The sequence below is a fragment of the Actinophytocola sp. genome, assembly GCF_050699915.1.
Taxonomy (GTDB): domain Bacteria; phylum Actinomycetota; class Actinomycetes; order Mycobacteriales; family Pseudonocardiaceae; genus Actinophytocola.
This window is the reverse complement of record NZ_JBOHGA010000038.1, coordinates 1-18,044: the sequence shown is the minus strand read 5'-3', so window position 1 is coordinate 18,044 and position 18,044 is coordinate 1. Positions and strand designations below refer to the sequence as shown.

At 70.0% G+C, this 18,044-nt stretch carries 13 protein-coding genes and 1 pseudogene; 12 read left to right on the top strand and 2 right to left on the bottom strand.

Going from position 1 to position 18,044, the window contains the following annotated elements; all coding sequences use genetic code 11:
- The first annotated feature begins 307 nt into the window (after positions 1–307).
- From ACRDSK_RS10070 to ACRDSK_RS10020, 11 genes and pseudogenes are all read left to right on the top strand, one after another.
- Positions 308–934, top strand: a complete 627-nt coding sequence (locus tag ACRDSK_RS10070) for a hypothetical protein (RefSeq protein WP_431439745.1) — start codon at positions 308–310, stop codon at positions 932–934.
- On the top strand, positions 931–2,199 hold the full coding sequence (locus ACRDSK_RS10065; protein WP_431439744.1) for a hypothetical protein: 1,269 nt from the start codon (positions 931–933) through the stop codon (positions 2,197–2,199). The genes ACRDSK_RS10070 and ACRDSK_RS10065 overlap by 4 nt, the downstream gene beginning before the upstream one ends.
- On the top strand, positions 2,196–3,371 hold the full coding sequence (locus ACRDSK_RS10060) for an OmpA family protein (protein ID WP_431439742.1): 1,176 nt from the start codon (positions 2,196–2,198) through the stop codon (positions 3,369–3,371). The genes ACRDSK_RS10065 and ACRDSK_RS10060 overlap by 4 nt, the downstream gene beginning before the upstream one ends.
- Positions 3,372–3,448: 77 nt before the next feature.
- The gene (locus tag ACRDSK_RS10055; protein WP_431439741.1) at positions 3,449–6,091 is read left to right on the top strand and encodes an ATP-binding cassette domain-containing protein; all 2,643 of its coding nucleotides are present in this window, start codon (positions 3,449–3,451) and stop codon (positions 6,089–6,091) included.
- Positions 6,088–7,980 carry a hypothetical protein gene (locus ACRDSK_RS10050; RefSeq protein ID WP_431439740.1) on the top strand — a complete coding sequence of 631 codons (1,893 nt, stop codon included), beginning with the start codon at positions 6,088–6,090 and terminating at the stop codon, positions 7,978–7,980. The genes ACRDSK_RS10055 and ACRDSK_RS10050 overlap by 4 nt, the downstream gene beginning before the upstream one ends.
- The gene (locus ACRDSK_RS10045; RefSeq protein ID WP_431439738.1) at positions 7,977–8,585 is read left to right on the top strand and encodes a DUF4230 domain-containing protein; all 609 of its coding nucleotides are present in this window, start codon (positions 7,977–7,979) and stop codon (positions 8,583–8,585) included. The genes ACRDSK_RS10050 and ACRDSK_RS10045 overlap by 4 nt, the downstream gene beginning before the upstream one ends.
- Before the next feature lie 25 nt (positions 8,586–8,610).
- Positions 8,611–9,054, top strand: coding sequence for a PASTA domain-containing protein (locus ACRDSK_RS10040; RefSeq protein WP_431439736.1), 444 nt, complete (start codon positions 8,611–8,613; stop codon positions 9,052–9,054).
- Between the two features lie 2 nt (positions 9,055–9,056).
- Positions 9,057–10,496 (top strand): hypothetical protein, encoded by a 1,440-nt coding sequence (locus ACRDSK_RS10035; RefSeq protein WP_431439735.1) that lies wholly within the window; start codon positions 9,057–9,059, stop codon positions 10,494–10,496.
- 407 nt (positions 10,497–10,903) lie between these two features.
- Positions 10,904–11,969: pseudogene (locus tag ACRDSK_RS10030) on the top strand (IS630 family transposase); the annotation flags it as partial.
- Positions 11,970–12,523: 554 nt separating this feature from the next.
- Positions 12,524–13,489 (top strand): M20/M25/M40 family metallo-hydrolase, encoded by a 966-nt coding sequence (locus ACRDSK_RS10025; RefSeq protein WP_431439733.1) that lies wholly within the window; start codon positions 12,524–12,526, stop codon positions 13,487–13,489.
- A gap of 127 nt (positions 13,490–13,616) precedes the next feature.
- The gene (locus ACRDSK_RS10020) at positions 13,617–13,952 is read left to right on the top strand and encodes a hypothetical protein (protein ID WP_431439732.1); all 336 of its coding nucleotides are present in this window, start codon (positions 13,617–13,619) and stop codon (positions 13,950–13,952) included.
- A gap of 6 nt (positions 13,953–13,958) precedes the next feature.
- Here the strand turns inward: ACRDSK_RS10020 and ACRDSK_RS10015 are convergent, their stop codons facing one another.
- Both ACRDSK_RS10015 and ACRDSK_RS10010 read right to left on the bottom strand, forming a co-directional pair.
- Complete coding sequence (locus ACRDSK_RS10015; protein ID WP_431439731.1) at positions 13,959–16,061, bottom strand: alpha/beta fold hydrolase; 2,103 nt, start codon at positions 16,059–16,061, stop codon at positions 13,959–13,961.
- Positions 16,062–16,089: 28 nt separating this feature from the next.
- Positions 16,090–17,169 carry a class I SAM-dependent methyltransferase gene (locus ACRDSK_RS10010; RefSeq protein WP_431439729.1) on the bottom strand — a complete coding sequence of 360 codons (1,080 nt, stop codon included), beginning with the start codon at positions 17,167–17,169 and terminating at the stop codon, positions 16,090–16,092.
- A gap of 91 nt (positions 17,170–17,260) precedes the next feature.
- Between ACRDSK_RS10010 and ACRDSK_RS10005 the strand changes: the two genes are divergently transcribed.
- Positions 17,261–18,044, top strand: a 784-nt coding sequence (locus ACRDSK_RS10005) for an AAA family ATPase (RefSeq protein WP_431439728.1), incomplete at its 3' end; no start/stop codon positions are given.

Sequence of the window (18,044 nt, the reverse complement as noted above, 5' to 3'; positions counted from 1 at the left end):
TACGCGTTGGATCATCTGTGGGACGCCGGAGGTGCGGGCCGACACGCTCAGCCGTTGCAGACGTTCGGTAACTGATTGTCGCATTGACGCGATGTGTCGCGCATACCCCCTCGTTCCCCACGTCCTCGGTCGACGGCGAAAAGTCGTCCCACACTTTCAAGGAGTAAGGCCGGTGTGGCCGTTAACCAGCGATGTCAGGCATAGTGCCTGGACGGCACCGCCGGCCAGGCCGAGCCGTTTTCCCTTGCACCACCGCCTGTCCGACCAGTTGGCTGGCCACCGGGACGGCCGGCGAGGACTGCCCCGTGTGGCGCCTCCCGCCGACGACGAGTACGCCTGGGGTGAGCCGCTCCATGTCGGCACGCCCAAGTTGGAGGAGTTGCGGCGGACCGCACGGACCCAGATGGAGCTCGAACGGCTCGCGTCGGAAGAGGACTGTGCCGCGATCGTCGACGCATGCGACGAAGCTGCTACCCGGGAGCGCCTCCAGCGCGCCGAGGAACAGGTCGCGCGGCTGGCCCAGCTGGTCGCCGACTCGGCGACGCGGCCCGCGGAGGCTGCGCTCGCCGTGCGGCGGTTCGCCGAGGCAGAGCACCCGGAGACGCTCGTCCGCGTCCGCCGCTCCGCCGACCACGCGCGGAATCTCGAGGCGATCGAGGCCGAGTACGACTCGGCGCGCAAGGCACTGAGCGAGGCGCGTGGGGCTGCGACCGAGATCGTGCGGCTCACCGAGGCCAGGCGTGCCGTCGCCCGCATCCGCGCGCGGCGGGTGCACGAGCACGCCTGGCGCCGGGTCGCTGTCTACTGGCGACAGCTCGTTCGCTCGCACACGAACGGCGACCTGCTGAACGACCAGCTCAAGCCCGTTGGCCCGGACCTGCCGGACTGGGCACGGGATCCCGACCTGACCCCGGTGCAGGAGACGACATCGTGACGAAACCGTTCCCGGGTCTGAGACGTCCCCGGCGCTACGAGCGCATCGCGCGGATCGGCGGTCACCCGGCGCCCGCCGGCTGGCCCTACGACGAGGCCGAGGTGCTCACCTTCGAGCCGACGCCGGTCGACCGGGACGCGGCGCGCCGACAGGTCGAACAGGACGTCACTCCCTTGTTCCCGCACGGCGTGGACGAGGCGACGGCCCACGCGCCGGAACGTCTCATCGACGAGCGTAGGAACCAGTGGCTCGCCTCGGTCGACCGGGAGCACCGGAAGTTCCTGGCCCGGGCGACTCACCGGCTCGGCTCGGCCGAGGCCGCGGTCCAGCAGCTCACCACCGTGCACAAGGCCGACGAGGCGGACGTCGCCGAGCTGACGAAGGCGCGGGGGGCCACGTTCGAGGCCTTGACGACGCCCGGAGACGGTCGCGGGTTCGACGACGCCGGTCTGGTCGGCGGGCGACCGGTCGGCGCCTACCGCCACGTGGTGGCGCTCGTCATCGCGGCGCTGGCCGACATCGGTGCCTTCGCCCAAGTCGTCCAGCTGATCATGACAGGTCAGCCGGCGCTCGTCGCATTCACGGTCGTGATCGGCCTGACCGTGGTCGTGCTGTGCCTTGCCCACTTCAGCGGAGTGACATTCCGCGAACGGGCCGCCAGGATGCCCGGCCGTGCGAGGTGGGCTTGGGTGAGTTTGGTCGTCTGGGCTCTGATCGGGTTGGCGGCGTTCTGGGTCCGACTATCCATGGAGGACAGTCCAAGCGGCGTCCCGGCCGGGGACTTCACCGCGGGCGCGGCACCGGAGGAGACCGCCACGGAGGACGAACAATCCCTGCTCCCGGCCGCGCTCGTGTTCCTCGCGTTGTACCTGGGCTCCGGCGTGGTCGCCCTGGTCGGCGCCTACCTCACCCACAACCCGCTTCCCGGCGCCCACCGCGCGCTCCGCCGCCGGCACACCCGCGCCGCCGACCGGCTGGGGGCCTCGGACGCCGCGCTCGCGAAGGTCTGCGCACTGCGTGAGGCGCAGCAGCAGGCGATCGACGACGCGGATCAGGCCCTGCGGGACGAGCGCACCGAACGCACCTGCCTGGCCGAGGAGCTCAAGCAGTACGCCCGGATGTTGATGGCCTATCGGGCACAAGACGCGGCGTTCACCGACGCGGTGTTCCAGCCGGACCCGCGGTCCCTGCCGACGGCGCACACCACCAACGGTTCGACCGAGCCGGACCCGACGCCCACCCCAGATCTCAGGAGTTCGCAGTGAGAGGTTCGATCCCCTGGCTTGTCGCCGTGCTGACCGCGCTCGTCGCCGGTTGCTCCGGCACGTCCGAGGGCGAGACGTCGCCGCCCCGGTGTGCCACTGAGTCGTCCGTCCCGTTCGCAGCCGCGATCGGCGCCCGGGCGAACAGCGACACCCCGCGACTACCGGACTCCCTGGCCAGCCTGATGACCGCCACGGCCCGCAACAAGCAGGAGGTGACGCTCGTCCGGGCGGACGGCGACCCGAGCGTCGCGTACGCGGAGACCTTCGTCTCGTCCGCCCGCAACGATCCCGCGGAGGACGAGGACTTCGAGCCCTTCCTCGCCGATCTTCGCACGGCCTTCGCCGAGGCGACGAAGGCGACGAAGGGCGAGGCCGACCCGCTCGCCGCACTCACCCTCGCCGCGCGGGCAGTGCCCTCCGGCGGAAACGTCGTGCTGGTCGATTCCGGCCTGCAGACGGTGCCGCCGCTGCGGTTCCAGGACGAGTCCGCCAACTTGCTGGACGCCGACCCAGCCGAGGTCGCCGACCACCTGAGGGAGCAGGACCTGCTGCCGGACCTGACCGGCCGGAAGGTCGTGCTGGTCGGGCTCGGCAACACCGCGCCACCGCAACCCACGCTGAACACCCGGCAGTTCCGGAAGGTGGCCGCCATCTGGCGGGCCATCGCCGATGCCGGCGGCGCCGCGTGCGTCGAGGTACTCGACGATCCCGGGACCAAGACGGCCGTGTCCGACACGCCTCCGGTCGCGGTCGTCCGCCTGCCCGAACCGCCGCCGCCCCCGAAGCCTTGTGGCGAGACCGTTCTCGGCGAGCGCAACGACGTCGGGTTCGTCCGGGACGAGGCTGCCTTCCTCGACGAGGGTGCCGCGCGCGCGACGATCCAACGGGTTGCCGACGTGATGCGCGACGGCCGGCAGTCGGGTGAGCTCGTCGGTACCACCGCCAACGTCGGCGACCTGGACGGCCAGGTCCGGTTGTCGAAGCAACGTGCCGAGGCCGTCCGGCGGGTGCTCGAGGACATGGGCATCGACGGCGCGCGGCTGCGGACTGTCGGTCTGGGCAGCAAGTTCGACGGCTACGTCCGGGACCACGCCGCCGACGGCACGCTGTTGCCCGGGCCCGCCGCCCAGAACCGGAAGGTCACCGTCCGACTGAACTGTCCGGCGGACTGATGGCCCAACCGATTCCCTATGGTCCCTTCGCCCGCGTTTCCGACTGGTACCACGGCTGGCGCGATGGCCGGGCACACGTGCCCGACCCCGACCGGGCCGTGGCCACCACACCGCACCGGGAGTACCTGATCCGGCGCGCGCAGGACTCGTTCGAGCGCGAGCGGACCGAGCTGGAGGCGCGCCGGGCCGAGGTGATGAAAAGCCTCGCCCGCGCGACCGAGCGGGCGGACGCGGCCCGGAACGCCCTGGCGCGGGCGACGGAGCGGCTGGCCGAGATTCCCAGCACGCTCACCGAGCCCGAGCTCAGCCGGCGCCGGTACCTGGAGGACACGCGCAGCCCGGTCATGGTCCGGCTTCGGCGCAGCCGTGAGCACTCCCGGCGCCGTGCCGGGGTCGACCGGCTCGTCCAGGCCGCGCAGCACGACCTCGACGTCGCGACCGAGCGGCTCGCGGTCGAGCAGGACGCTGCCAACCGGGAGATCGTGGTGGCCCGGACCCGCGTGCGCCGGATCCACGAGTTCACCCACCGGCGGCTGACCGCCTACCGACGCCGGCTGGTACGCAGCCACGCCGCCGGCGCCTGGGTCAACGAGGTGATGGACAGCGTCGCGCCGGAGGTACCGGGGTGGGCCGTGCGCGGGGTGACCGGCGACCCGCTGCCGGACGGTCCCCGACCGAGGCCGGCGCCGCCGGCTCCCGAACCCGTGCCACCCAAGCCACGGGGCAGCCGGCTGATCACCATCGGAGAGGAGACCCGGTTCGGCTCCCAGGGGGGCAGTGTCGACGTGCTCATCGAGGACGGCTACGGCGTGGCCGGCGTACACGCCACGTTGACCCGGCGAGGCGGCGGGCACCGGCTCGTCGACCACGGGCGAGGCGACGGGACGTTCCAAGAGGGACGGCCGCTGCGCTGGACCGACCTGAAGCTCGGCGACACCTTCGCGATCGGCGACTGCCGGTACCGGCTGGTCGCCGAGGACATCATCGAGGAGACCTGGCTCGACCGTCCCGACCTGGTGGTGGCCGACCTGCACGCCACGGACGACCGCGGCCGGTCCCGGCTGACCGGGATGTCGTTCACCCAGTGGGCCAGGTCGGTCCTCGCGATCCTCGGCCCGTCTGGCGCGGGCAAGAGCTCCCTGTTCGCCGCGCTCCTCGGCGAGCTGGACCTCGCGAAGGGGTCGATGTACTTCAGCAGGATGAACCTGCGCACGCACCGCGCCCAGATCCGCACCATGCTCGGCTTCGTCCCGCAGAACGACGACATGCACCGCACGCTGACCGTCCGCCAGCTGCTGCGGTTCTCCGACCGGCTGCGCAGGCCGCCGGACCGGGCCCGCGGGCGCGACGACCGGGTCGTCGAGGTGTGCGCGAAGCTCGGGCTCGAGGAACGTCTGGACCGCCGGGTCGAGCAGTTGTCCGGCGGCCAGCGCAAACGAGTGTCGATCGCGCTGGAGATCCTCGCCGGGCCACGCCTGCTCATGCTCGACGAACCCACGTCCGGGCTGGACCCCGCGATGGACTTCGAGGTCATGGAACTGCTCGCGACGCTGGCCGCCGAGGGGCGGACTGTCGTCGTCGTGACCCACTCGACTCAGCACCTGGCGGCCGTCGACCAGGTGCTGGTGGTCGCGGGTGAAGGCCGTCCGGTGCACCTCGGCCCACCCGGCTCGGTGATCGACGACCTGCGGGCCGGCAGCTACGCGGAGCTGATGAAGCAACTCACCGCGGACCCGGAACCGGCGGCGAAGCGGTACCAGGCCGGCATGCTGGCCGGCACGGCGAGGACGCTCGCCGAGAAGCTGCGCCGTGTGGACACCGCACAAGGCCCGACCCGCCCCCGCGGCTCGGGCGCCGCATTCCTCCGCCAGTTCCCGGTGTTGTTGCACCGCCAGTTTGCACTCATACTGGCCCGGGCGCCGCTACGGAACGTGCCGGAGCTCCACAGGCGACTCAAGGCTGTCGCGGTCATCGGCATGCCGTTCGTGATCTCGGTCGCCGGCGCACTGCTCGCGGGCCCGGTCGTCGGTGAGGAGGGGTGGGGCACCGAGGGCGGCCCGGGGTCGGCGGCGGCAGCCACCGCGGTCAGCCTGCTGATCACGCTGAGCATGCTCGGCGGGCAGGCCTTGACCTACAGCGACATCGTCACCGAGTACGACACGATCCACCGGGAACACCGCACGGGTGCGTCGACGGCTGCGGTCGTCCTGGCGAAATGGCTGGTCTTCGCCGCGGTCGCGACGCTCCAGGCGTTGCTGGTGACCGCGACGTTCGTCTTGGTGCTCGCCGGCCCGGAGCGCTCGGTCGCCCTGGGGCCGACCACGGAGCTCTTCGTGAACCTGGCCGCTATGAGCGTGGCGGCAATGTCGGCGGGGTTGCTGATCTCGGTGCTGGCCAAGCGACTCGAGCAAGCCGTCGCGCTGGCCACCGCGGCCGCGATCGCGCAGGTGGCGCTCAGCGGCGGCATGTCCGACCTCGCGTCGAAACCCTGGTTCGTCCAGGCCGTGTCGTGGCTGTTGCCGGCACGGTGGGGGTTCGCGGCGACCGCGTCGTCGGTCGACCTGCAGACTCTGGCACCGGGTCCCACCTCGGATCCGTTGTGGGAGCACAGCACGACGCAATGGGCATTCGACCTGAGCATGCTGGGCATGCTCACGGTCGCCTTCACCGCGGCGGCGATCGTTCTGTTGAACCGGCGGCTCACCGGGAGGCAGCAGTGACCACACCGACGTTCGCGGAGTGCAGGACCGCCGCGAGGGTGGTCCGGGCGGCCGAGCTCGGCCGGCAAGCGCTCGGGGTGGCGCGGCCCCGCAGCGTGCTGGGGATCGTGCGCGATCGTGGACCGCTGGCGGTCGTGTTGTACATCGCGGCCCGGGAAGGACGGCTGATCTGGCACAACGTCAACGGCTTCGCCGTCCTGGAGCCGCGGACGCCGGCGCGTGGGCGGCTGTTGGCCGGTGGGGCACGGCTCTCGTTGCTGCGGGTCGTCGACCGGCACTGGGCGAGGCTCGTCTACATACTGCCCGCCGCAACGATGCTGCTGGCGGCGGTCGCACTGGCACTCCTCACCCCACTGGTCACCGTGGCGCTGTTGCTCATAGTGCTGAGCCTTCTCCACGTCACCGTGCTGATGGTCGCGCAGCTGCTCTGGTCCGGACAGTGGCTGCACCGGTTGGGAGCCAAGGAAAGGCGCGTGGCGGCGATCGCGGCCGAGTCGCTGCCCGGGCGGCACTGGCACGTCTCGCTGTGCCATCAGAGCGAGCCGAAGCGCGCCGAGGAGCTGCTGCGCCTGGCCCCGACCCGGCTGGTCCAGCTGGTCACGGCCCGGATTAACGCCGACGCCGTCGAGCACGGCGGGCGGCCGGTCGGGGTCCGGGTCAACGAGGTACTGGTCTGGCTGACCGGCGGGGTCACCACAACGCCGATGCGCGAGGCCATCGAGAACGCGGCCGGAGTGCTCCGCCCGTACGGCCCGAACGCTGAGGTGGTGATCATGACCTTGCCCGACTCGTCGACGGGGCCGCCGAAGCGGCCGGTGGACCGGGGCGGCTTCCTCTTCCTGTACCTGGTCGCGCTGGCGCTCGCCGTCGCGTTCAACGCCATGCTCGTGGCGGGCTGGGAGGGGGTGGCCTACCTCGACGCCCTGCGGTGGCTCGGCGGCCGGCTGTTCTTCACCGACCTGCCGGGCTTCACCCCGGTGACGACCTCGTCCTGGGTGATGGGCCTGCTGCTCGGTGCGGCCGGCGTGATGACCGTCCCGGTGGCCTACTTCGCCATCCGTCAGGCACGAAAGGCGCAGGAGCAGGAACAGGAAGCGTTCCGCCGAGGAGTGGAAGAACCCTTGTCACAACCCAAGATCCTGATCCTCGTCGTCACCGAGAACGAGCGCAGTGCCGTGATCAAGGCCGTGCGCGAGGCCAACGGCGAACCCGCGCGGATCAGTTCGCGCGGTATGAACAGTGTGTTCGAGCTCGGGTCGCTCGGTGGTGCGACGGTCCTGCTGGCCCAGAGCAGCAGCCAGGGAGCGTCGGGACCGACCGGCATGATGCTGACAGCTGAGGATCTCGTCAGGACGTGCGAGCCCGACTACGTGATCCTCACCGGAACTTGTTACGGGCTCTGGGACGACGAGCAGGAGTTGGGCGACATCTGTGTGCCGCAACAGATACAAGATCTGGACCCCCGCACGGTGACCGACAAGGGAGTCCTGCTCCAGGGCGAGGTCGTCAGCCCGTCGCCCACTCTCCTCAACCGGTTCACCACGGCCACGCACGACCGCGCGGAAAGCGCTCCCAAAGTCCACCCCGGACGGATGCTCGCGTCGAACACGGGCTTCCGGTCACCGGAACTGCGGCAGCGGATCCGGGAGGAGAACCCCTACGCCAGCTGTGGCGAGAAGGAGAGTGCGGCCGTGTACGCCGCCGCCGCGCGGTGGAAGACCGACTGGGTCGTGGTGAAGGGCATCTCGGACTGGGGGATGGACATGACCTGGTCGATCGACGACCAGTCGACGGCGGCCCGCAACGCGGCCGACTTCGTCGTGCACACCATCCAGTCCGGACACCTGCAGGAGGCGCCGGAACCGGACCGCCGGCGGACGACCTCGTGAAGCCGCGACGGTGGCTGGCCCGCGGCGTGGTCGCGATGATCGCGGTGGTCCTGGTGCTCTGGTTGGCCAGTCTGCTGCCCAGCCTGAACCCGTTCGCGACCCGGACCACGGACCGGAGCCAGCCGGTGCTGCTCCAGTCGGTCCGGAACCTCGCCCAGTTCCACGCCGCCGTCGGGGACTTCCAGGTGGTCGTCGACATCGAGCACGACGTCCCGACCCTGCCGGACTTCATCGCCGGCGAACGAACCCTGTTCGTGGCCGCCGGAACGGTCAACGCCTACGTCGACCTCGCAACGCTGCCAACCGAGGCGCTGCGGGTGGACCGGACCGCCCGCTCGGTCGAGGTGCGGCTGCCGGCGGCCGCGCTCGCCGAACCGAGCCTGGACAACGACCGGACCTACCTCGTCACCCAGCAGCGCGGCCTGTGGAACCGCACCAAGGCGGTCTTCGAGACACCCGCCCAGCAGGAGTACTACCAGGTGGCCGCCGACAAGATCAGCGATGCCGCGCGCGAGGCCGGGCTCACCGAACGTGCCACGGCCAACACCCGCGACACGCTCACCGGACTGTTCGCCTCGCTCGGCTTCCGCGTCACCTTCCGCTGACCCCAACCCGAAACAGGAGTGCCCGTTGCGTTCGACCCGCCTTACCGCCCTCGGCTTGTTCTGCTGTCTGTGCCTGCCGGTCACAGCCTGCACCACCGAGGAACCACTGGAGCCGCTGCCCCCGGTCGCCGAGTCTGCGAGCACCTCGGCGGAAACGCCGCCGGCGAACCCGGCACCCGAAGATTCCGGCGACGGCGCCGACCCGGCAGGGCCCGGGACCACCGCCGCCCTACCCGATGTGGTCTGCATGGACCTGCAGGCCGCGCAGGACGCCATGCAGGCGGCGGGGTACTACAACCTCGGCTCGGATGACGCCACTGGACAGGGGCGGCAGCAGTTGGTGGACCGGAACTGGGTGGTCGTCGGGCAGTCGCCCGCCGCCGGGGCACGGCCGGAGCAGTTGGCCCCCATCCAGCTCAGCGCGGTGAAGTTCGGCGAGCCGACCGGGGCGTCGGGGTGCGAGAGCTGAGCATGAACGACATCGACACGTTCGACCGGACTCTGGTGGTCCTCACCGCGCTGGACGTCGAGTACGCGGCGGTCCGCGCCTACCTGACCGGCGTGCGGGAGTACACCACCGAGAACGCGACGAGGTACGACGTCGGCACGCTGCCCGGCAGCCGCACCCGGATCGCGCTCGGCCTGACCGGCAAGGGAAACCTGGTGGCCGCAGCGCTGACCGAGCACTCCATCAGGGTGTTCCGCCCGGTCGCCGTCCTCTTCGTCGGTGTGGCCGGCGGCTTGCGGGACGACATCCGTCTGGGCGATGTCGTGGTGGCTGAGCGCGTCTACGCCTATCACGGCGGCCGGGAGGACCCCAGCGGGTTTGGTGCGTACCCACGGATGTGGGAGGCCCCACACGCGCTCATCCAGAGCGCACACTCCGTGGACCGGGCGGGCGCGTGGGCATCCTCCATCAACCCGAGACCCTCCCTCTACTTTGGATCGGTTGCCGCCGGCGAGGTGGTCCTGAACTCGCCGGACGCCCCGCTCGCGCGCCAGCTCCAGCAGTACTACGCGGACAGCTTGGCGATCGAGATGGAGAGCGGCGGCGTGGCCAGCGCCGGCCACCTGAACCCGGCGACCCCCGTGCTGACCGTTCGGGGCATCAGCGACTCGGCCGGCGGGGAGAAGGACCTCACCGACGCGCAGGGGTGGCAACCGCGAGCCGCCGCCCATGCGGCCGCGTTCGCCATGGCGTTGGTCACCGAGCTCGGGCGGAGCCGGCCGGCCATGGCCCGGCGGCCCTGGGTGCTCAGCGGAGTGGCCGCCGTCGGGTTGGTGGGCGTGGTCTCGGGTGTGCTCGCGGGTGTTTTCGTGGGAGCGCTCGCGGCGCTTGCCGGGGTTTCGTTCTGGGGCGCGGCACTGGTCGGCGTCACCACCCGGCGCTGGCACGGCCGCAGGCGCGCGGCCGGCGTAGCGGCCGCCACGATGGTCGGCATCGCCGCGATTGTCATGGCCTTCACCATCAACCACGAAGAGCGGAACGCGCCGCGTACCATCCAGGCGAAGTCCGCATACCAGCTAAGCGCGTCGTCCGACCCGTTGTCCAACTACGGGGACAAGGTCGACCTCGACACCGGCTGCCCGGGCTGGGGCCCGATGCACCCGCGGATCGGTCCGCCGCGCTGCGGGGAGTTGGCCGATCTCATCATCGAGTCCGTATACCTGCACGCCCCGGACTACCAACCGCGGCTCATCGCGCTGCCCAACGGCCAACAGGCGTCGTACGACAGATGTCAAGATCGCCTCGTGCCGCCGACTGACGCGACGGGAAGCGTCGAGCTTGCCGCCCTCACCGAGGGAGCCTGGCTGTGCGTCAGCACGGATCAGGGCAACATCGCCGCAATCCGGGTCGTCGGGAACGACACAGCCAGCTTGGTCGTGGACTTCGAGGTGTGGAAACTGTAGTAGGGCAACCTCGAGGTCGGCACATGGGCGGGTCGGTTGTGGCTCGCGGGTTAACGGGTCGCTGGCCGCAACGTGCGATTGCCGATCTCGTCGCCGCCAGAAACCTCCTCGGGTGAGCAAAGGGCAGCGACCCTCCGACGTCCCCTCCACCCGGGGCAGGGCACGGAGAACTGGGCATGAACGCCGTCATGCGAGTGCCTACTGAGTCCGGCGGGTGATCCGTTGAGGTCGTCGAGCCAACGAGTGAGTTCGTCCAACTCTGCGGACCGACCCGCGAACGGCAGGTCACCGCCAGACCCGCGCAGCTGCGCGTTGAAGAAATCCTCAATCGCACGACGCGATGGAGCTGTCAGGTCACCGGCTAGTGTCTTGAGTCGTTAGTTCGCCGGCAGTTGGTAGGGTTTGGTATGCCGAGCCCGAAGGTTGATCCGGTGGTGCTGTCTGCTGAGGAGCAGCAGGTGTTGGTGGCGTGGAGTCGTCGGCGTAAGACGTCGCAGGCGTTGGCGGCGCGGGCGCGGATTGTGTTGCGGTGCGCGGAAGGTGGCTCGATCGGGCAGGTCGCTGCGGATCTGGGTGTGTCGCGGGACATGGTGTCCAAGTGGCGATCTCGATTCCTGGTTCGCCGACTGGAGGGTCTGACCGACGAACCACGTCCGGGGCGGCCGCGGCTGATCACCGATGACCGGGTCGAGCAGGTGATCACCAAGACCCTGGAGGACACACCGGGGCAGGACACGCACTGGTCGACCCGATCGATGGCCAATGCGACCGGGATGTCGCAGACGGCGATCTCGCGGATCTGGCGGGCGTTCGGATTGAAGCCACACGCGATCGAGACGTGGAAACCTGTCGACCGATCCGCAGTTCGTGGACAAGGTTCGCGACGTCGTCGGCCTCTCCATGGCTCCGCCGGAGAACGCGCTGGTGCTCGCGGTCGACGAGAAGTCCCAGATGCAGGCAATTGACCGCACCGCCCCGATTCTGCCGATCATGCCCACCACGCCGGCGCGGATGACCCACGACTACGTCCGCCATGGCACCACCAGCCTGTTCGCCGCCTTCGATGTGAGCAGCGGCTCGGTGATCGCACACCACTACCGACGGCATCGCCATCAAGAGTTCCTGCGCTTCCTGAAAGTGATCGATGCCGCAGTCCCGAAAGACCTCGATTTGCACCTGGTGCTGGACAACTACGCCACCCACAAGACCCCGAAGGTCAAGGAGTGGCTGATCCGCCACCCCAGGTTCCACCTGCATTTCACCCCAACCAGCAGCTCCTGGCTCAACCTCGTGGAGCGCTGGTTCGCCGAGCTCACCAACCGCAAACTCCGCCGCTCCACCCACCGCAGCGTCACCGAACTCGAAACCGACGTCCGCAAATGGATCAACGAATGGAACACCGACCCCAAGCCATTCGTCTGGACCAAGACCACCGACCAAATCCTCGACACCCTCGCCGCCTACTGCAGCCGAATCAACGACTCACGACACTATCTGGGACGGCACGGGTGCGCGCGTTCCGAGTGGCCCGCTGAGGGCATCCTGGGGACGGCTGGGACGGCACCCTGTGATGCGCCCCAGCCGTCCGTTTACCTGTTGTCGCAGCTCGACGAGGATGTCATGCTGTCCCGCCGCTGGGACGGCATCGGGACGGTTGCCTCACGGCTCCTCACTGGCCGCTGCGGCCCTGACGTGTGACGGCCCGAGCGCAGGAAGGGTGTGAGCTCATGCACGAGCGACGACATCCGGCTTGAGCAGGACGGACGTCCGCTCCACGCCGAGGTCCGGCGAGTCAGCCATGATCTTCCTTCCGCTAGGTAACGAGGCGAGTCGTACCGGGACACTGTTGATCAAGTCCGTTGCCTCGGGATGGAACACATCGCATGGGGATCGAAATCATCGAAGTTATCGAAACCACCCGCTGTCCTCGTACCCAGAACGGCCCACGGGGCGAGTAGGTGGTTACGGCATCATGTAAGGCGTGCCCGATATCTTTGTGAACTACCGGAACGAGGATGTGAAGTTCAGTGCGCCGCGGACACCTCGACGGAGTCACCGCGGGACCGGGGATCAACGACAACGGCTCGGGGTCCGCCGCGCTGCTCGAAGTGGCGCTGACCGTCGCGGCGCAGAACCTCACGCCGACCAAGCGGATTCGCTTCGGGTGGTGGGGCGCTGAGGAGCGCGGGCTCGTCGGGTCGACGTTCTACGTCAACAGCCTCTCGGGCACCGAGCGGGCGAAGGTCGAGGGGTACATCAACTTCGACATGATCGGCTCGCCCAACCCCGGGTACTTCGTCTACTCCAGCAGCGGCCAGCCACCCGGGTCCACCGACCTCCAGCACGTGCTCGAGGCGCCCTTCGCCACCATGGGGGTGCCGACCGAGCTGACCTCCGTCGGCGGTCGGTCCGACCACGCCGCCTTCGCCAACGCGGGCATCCCAACCGGCGGCCTGTTCACCGGTGCCGAGGGGACCAAGACCAGCGCTCAGGCCGCCAAGTGGGGCGGCACCGCCGGCCAGGCCTACGACCGCTGCTACCACGCCTCCTGCGACAACATCAGCAACGTCAACGTCACCGCTCTCGACCGCAACAGCGACGCGATCGCCTACGCGATCTGGACGCTGTCCACCGCCACGACGCCTCCGCCGGGCCCGCGGTTCGAGAACCCCGGTGACGTCGCCATCCCTGATCTGTCCACCGTGGAGAGTCCGATCGCGGTGACCGGTGTGTCCGGCAACGCGCCCGCGGCCCTGGGTGTGGGTGTCGACATCCAGCACACCTATCGCGGCGACCTGGTAGTCGATCTCGTCGCGCCGGACGGCAGCGTCTACAACCTTCACAACCGCGCCGGTGGCAGTGCCGACAACCTCGTCTCCACCTACACGGTCAACGCCGCCGGCGAGACCGCGAACGGCACGTGGCGGCTGCGGGTGCGGGACGCCGCCCGCGCCGACACCGGCATGATCAGGGCGTGGAGCCTGCAGTTCTGATCGGGACGGGCGCCGCGTCCGCGGGCGCGGCGCCGCACCTTCTGGCGACCTACACGGGCCTCTACGCGCAGATCCACGCCTTGAACAAGCAGATCTCCGGCAAGCTCAACCATGGTCGTTTTCGACGATGGCGCCGCCGGACCACGCTGACTCCGACAGTCACGACCGCTACAGCGACTACCTGGCCGGACACAACTTCAAGGACCATCCCCGGCTGGGCGAGAACGTGGATCGGTTGTCCTCGACCGGCGGCACGTGGGTGTGGCGCGAGCGGCCGGGGCGGATGTACAACTACGACACCGGAGACGGCGAGGAGTTCGAATCCAGGTCGGTACTGCACGAGTACAGGTACTCCGATTTCCTCGACCCGTTGGTCGCCGTCTCCACGCAGCAGGTCGAGCGCGGGAACAGTCTCCTCGCCCTCGCTTCGGCGGCGGTCAGCAACATCAGACCCGGCGCCTGAGCCGTTCTAGAGCAGGCTGGAAAGGAGGCTCGCCGCGCGGGTGGCGCCGTCCGTCTCCACCGGTTCGTAGGTGACTGGGCGGGCGATCGATTTGGCGATCGTGGTTGCCAGGTGGTCCGGGTCGGTGGCTTCCTCGTACTGCAGGCACTCGCCGGCGCCGTAGCGGTCCAGGCGGTGGCGGACGTGGTAGTTCTGTTCGAAGTGGTTTCTCAGCGGCACGTAGATGAACGGGCGGCCCGCCGCGGTCAGCTCCATGCACGTGGTCAGTCCACCTTGGACTACCGCCAGGTCGCAGGATGCCAGGACTCGGTGTAGGTCCGGCACATAGCCGCGGACCGTGGTGCCGGCTCGGCGGGGTAGGGAGCGCGGGTCTATGCGGGGACCGGTCACCACCAGGAAGCGCAGGCCCGGGACCTGGCGGCGGGCCAGGGGAATGGCATCGAGAACGCGGCGCAGCAAGGGCTCGCCGACGCCCGAACCGCCCACCGTCACCACGCACAGCAGCTCGTCGTCCGAGATGCCGAGTTTGTGGCGGGTGGCAAGGCGTTCGGCAGACGAAGGCGGAACGAAACCCGTTACGTAGCCGGCGAAGTCGAAGTTCGACACCGTCCACTCGCGAATCTCAGGTAAATCTGGGCCGAACGACATGGGGACGACGTCGTCCGGAGTGCCTACGAAGATCGAGGCATCCCGCACCCGGCGCAGCCTGGCGCGGTGGGACAGCATCTCCTTGTTGTAGTCCGCCGTCAGCGCGGCCTCGCGGGCGCCGCCTTCCGGCATCGGGAGCCAGCCAACAAAATCAGTCAGCCAGGCGAACGCGAAGCGCTTCAGGTGAGGGTTCTCGTGCAGGAAGTAGTCCACATCCCACGCCTCGTCGGCGATAACGAGGTCGTAGCGTTCCGACTCCACCACCTCGTTGAACACCATGAAGTTCTGCACCAGGATCGCGTCCATCCGCCGAATGGCCTCGAACGCGTGCAGGTCGTGCTCGCCGGCCTCGTGCTCAACATGGGACGACTCGTTCGCCAGCCACGCGGACGCCGGATGCACCTGCGCCGGGTCCAGCAACGCCGTGACAGGATGCTGCGCCAGCCAGCCGATCTCCAGCGAGGGATGCAGGCGACGCAGCTCCGCGGCGATGGCGACATCCCGCCGCGCGTGGCCCAGGCCGATGGGTGAGCTCAGGTACAGCGCCCGCGGCCGCCGAGTCAGCGCGCGTGGCCGGCGCGACGACACCACCACGGGCGGGTGGATCCGGTCGACGAAGTCACGCAGGAGCAGGTTGATCTCGACCGGCGACCGCGCGGGCAGACCGTGCCCACCGTCCTCGAACAGGACCAGCGAACCACCGGTCAGCTCGGCCAGCCGCTCGCCGATGGCGGACGCTCGGATGCGGTCGTTGGTCCCGTGGACCACCAACACCGGACACCGCACCCGCAGACACAGCTCCTCGATCGACTCGCACACCACGCCGTCGCAGCCGAGGCGGCCGGCGGTCGTGTCGGCGAGCGTCTCGGGCGTGATCTCGTGCGCCCAGCCGACGCTGTCCTCGATCTGCTTCGTCGAGTGCGGCTCGGTGAACATCCGCCCCATGAAGAACTCGACGAAGTCGTCGTAGCCGCCCTCCAACCAATAGTTCCGGTTGTACTTCGCCCAGCCCTCGGTCGTGTCGAGCCGCGCGTCCCACGCGTACTGCTCCCGTTCGGGGTCGGTGACCCGCAGCCCGCAGGCCGGCCCGATCGCCACGACCCCCGCCACCCGGTCGGGGTGGCGGGCGGCCACGTGCACCGACCAGGTCGCGCCGCAGGACAAGCCCACGAGCACGGCCCGGTCGGTGCCGGTGGCGTCCATGACGGCCACCGTGTCGGCCGCGTACTCACTGTCCGCATAGGACTCGGCACCCACCGGCCGGTCGGTATCCCCGCTGCCCCGGCCGTCAAAGGTCACCACGCGGTAGTGCCGCGCCAGATAGGGAACCTGCGCCTTCCAGAAGCGAGACGGGACGATCGACCACGTCGGCATGAGCACCACGGTCGGCTTGCCCGGGTTGTCGTAGACCTTGTACGCGATGCGCACGCCCGCGCGCGATGCGAAACCAACGTCGGTCATCGTGCTCACCTCGTCCTCTGTGGTCAGCCTACGGGCGGACTTCCAGCACCTGGTTGAACGGCGTCTCGGCGACGCGCGCGAACCGGGTGAACCCGCCCGCGGTGGCCACGTCGCGCAGCCGCGCCGGGCCGGCCTGCGTGCCGAGCGCGAGCCCGACGTCCTGCGACAGCGACGCCGGTGTGCAGAGCAGCGTCGAGAACCCGTAGTACGCCCGCCCCACCGGGTTGAGGTTGTCCTCGACGTGGTCGCCGGCCATCGGCTCGACGACCATCCACGTGCCGTCCGCGTCCAGCGCCGACCGCACGTGCCGCGCGGCGCCGACCGGGTCACCCATGTCGTGCAGGCAGTCGAACATCGTCACGAGGTCGAAGCCGGCGCCGGTGAACCCGTTCGCGGGAGCCACCTCGAACCGGACGCGGTCGGCCACACCCGCCGTCGCGGCGCGCTGCCGTGCGGTCTCGATCGACTCGGCGTGGTAGTCCGACCCGATGAACTCGGAGGCCGGAAACGCTTGCGCCATCAGGATCGTGGACGCGCCGTGTCCACATCCGACATCCGCGACCAGCGCGCCCCGCTCGAGCTTGGCCACGACACCGTCCAGCGCGGGCAGCCAGCCGGCGACGAGGTTGGCGTTGTAGCTCGGCCGGAAGAAGCGCTCGCAGCCGACGTGCACGTCACCGTTGTGCTCGTGCCAGCCCACGCCCGAGCCGCTGCGGGCGGCGTCCAGCACCCGCGCCGAGTCGGTCACGGTGCCCAGCGCGATCTGGAACAGGCCGGGCAGGAACGCGGGGCTGTCCTCGACGGTCAGCGCGACCGCGTGCTCGGGGGGCAGCGTGTATCTCGCGGTGCCGGGGTCGTACGTCACGTAACCACCCGCTGCCTGAGCGTTGAGCCATTCCCGGGCGTACGGCTCGGCGGTGCCGCTGCGCTCGGCGAGCTCGGCGGCCGTGCTCGCCCCCTCGGCGGCCAGGATGCGGTAGTAGTCGAGCTTGTCCCCCAGCACGACGAGCGCGGCGTTCAACGTGGCGCCTGCCTCGTCGACGGCACGGAACACGAACTGCATGACCTTGTCGGTGTCCACTTCGGTCGCGGGCTCGGTGACGGTCATCGATTTTCCTTTCGCCTCAGTTGGTTGGCGAAACCGAACCTACGAACCCGGACCCCCTTGCGGCATCAGGTGGCCCACCTAGTCTGTGGCTGTGCTAGTCGGGCGCGAGACCGAGCGACGGGTGATCGAGCGCCTCGTGGCGGGCGCCCGGATCGGACAGAGCGGCGTGCTCGTCGTCACCGGCGAGCCCGGCGTGGGCAAGACCGCGCTGCTGGACGACGCCGCCCGGCACACCGCCGACATGGGCGTGCTCTCCGGCTCGGGCAGCGAGCCGGAGCGGGGCATCCCCTTCGGTGCGCTGCACCAGGTCCTGCGTCCCGCACTCGGCCACCTCCACACGATCCCGGCGCCGCAGGCCGACTCGCTGTCGGCGGCGCTCCTGCTGTCACCCGGCGACCCCGGCGACCGGTTCGCCATCGGCGCGGCGACCCTCAGCCTGCTCTGTCGTTACGCCGAGGAGCGACCCCTCGCGGTCCTGCTCGACGACATCCACCTGTTCGACCAGCCCTCGATCGAGGCGCTCGCGTTCGCCGCCCGGCGGCTGATGGCCGACCCGATCGCCGTGCTCGCCACCTCGCGGGTACCGGAGCCGGACAGCACCCACCGGCTGCCGCGGCTGCCGCTGTCGGGAATCGACCTGGCCGCCGCGGCGGAGCTGGTGGCCCGGCACGCCGACGCCACGCCCGAGGCGGTGGCCCGGCTGCATCGGGCGACCGCCGGCAACCCGCTCGCGCTGATCGAGCTGGCCGACGGCGGCGCGACCCCCCAATCGCCGGCCGCGCCGGTTCCGGTGCCGGCCACGCTGGTGCGGGCGTTCGCCTCGCGTGCGGGTTCGCTCGGCGACGCCGGCCGCACGGCGCTGACCGTCGCCGCGG

Bases quoted from the DNA above. Each gene is read 5' to 3' on its own strand.
- ACRDSK_RS10035 (WP_431439735.1), top strand. From the start codon at position 9,057: ATGAACGACATCGACACGTTCGACCGGACTCTGGTGGTCCTCACCGCG.
- ACRDSK_RS10020 (WP_431439732.1), top strand. From the start codon at position 13,617: ATGGCGCCGCCGGACCACGCTGACTCCGACAGTCACGACCGCTACAGC.
- ACRDSK_RS10010 (WP_431439729.1), bottom strand. From the start codon at position 17,169: ATGACCGTCACCGAGCCCGCGACCGAAGTGGACACCGACAAGGTCATG.
- ACRDSK_RS10015 (WP_431439731.1), bottom strand. From the start codon at position 16,061: ATGACCGACGTTGGTTTCGCATCGCGCGCGGGCGTGCGCATCGCGTAC.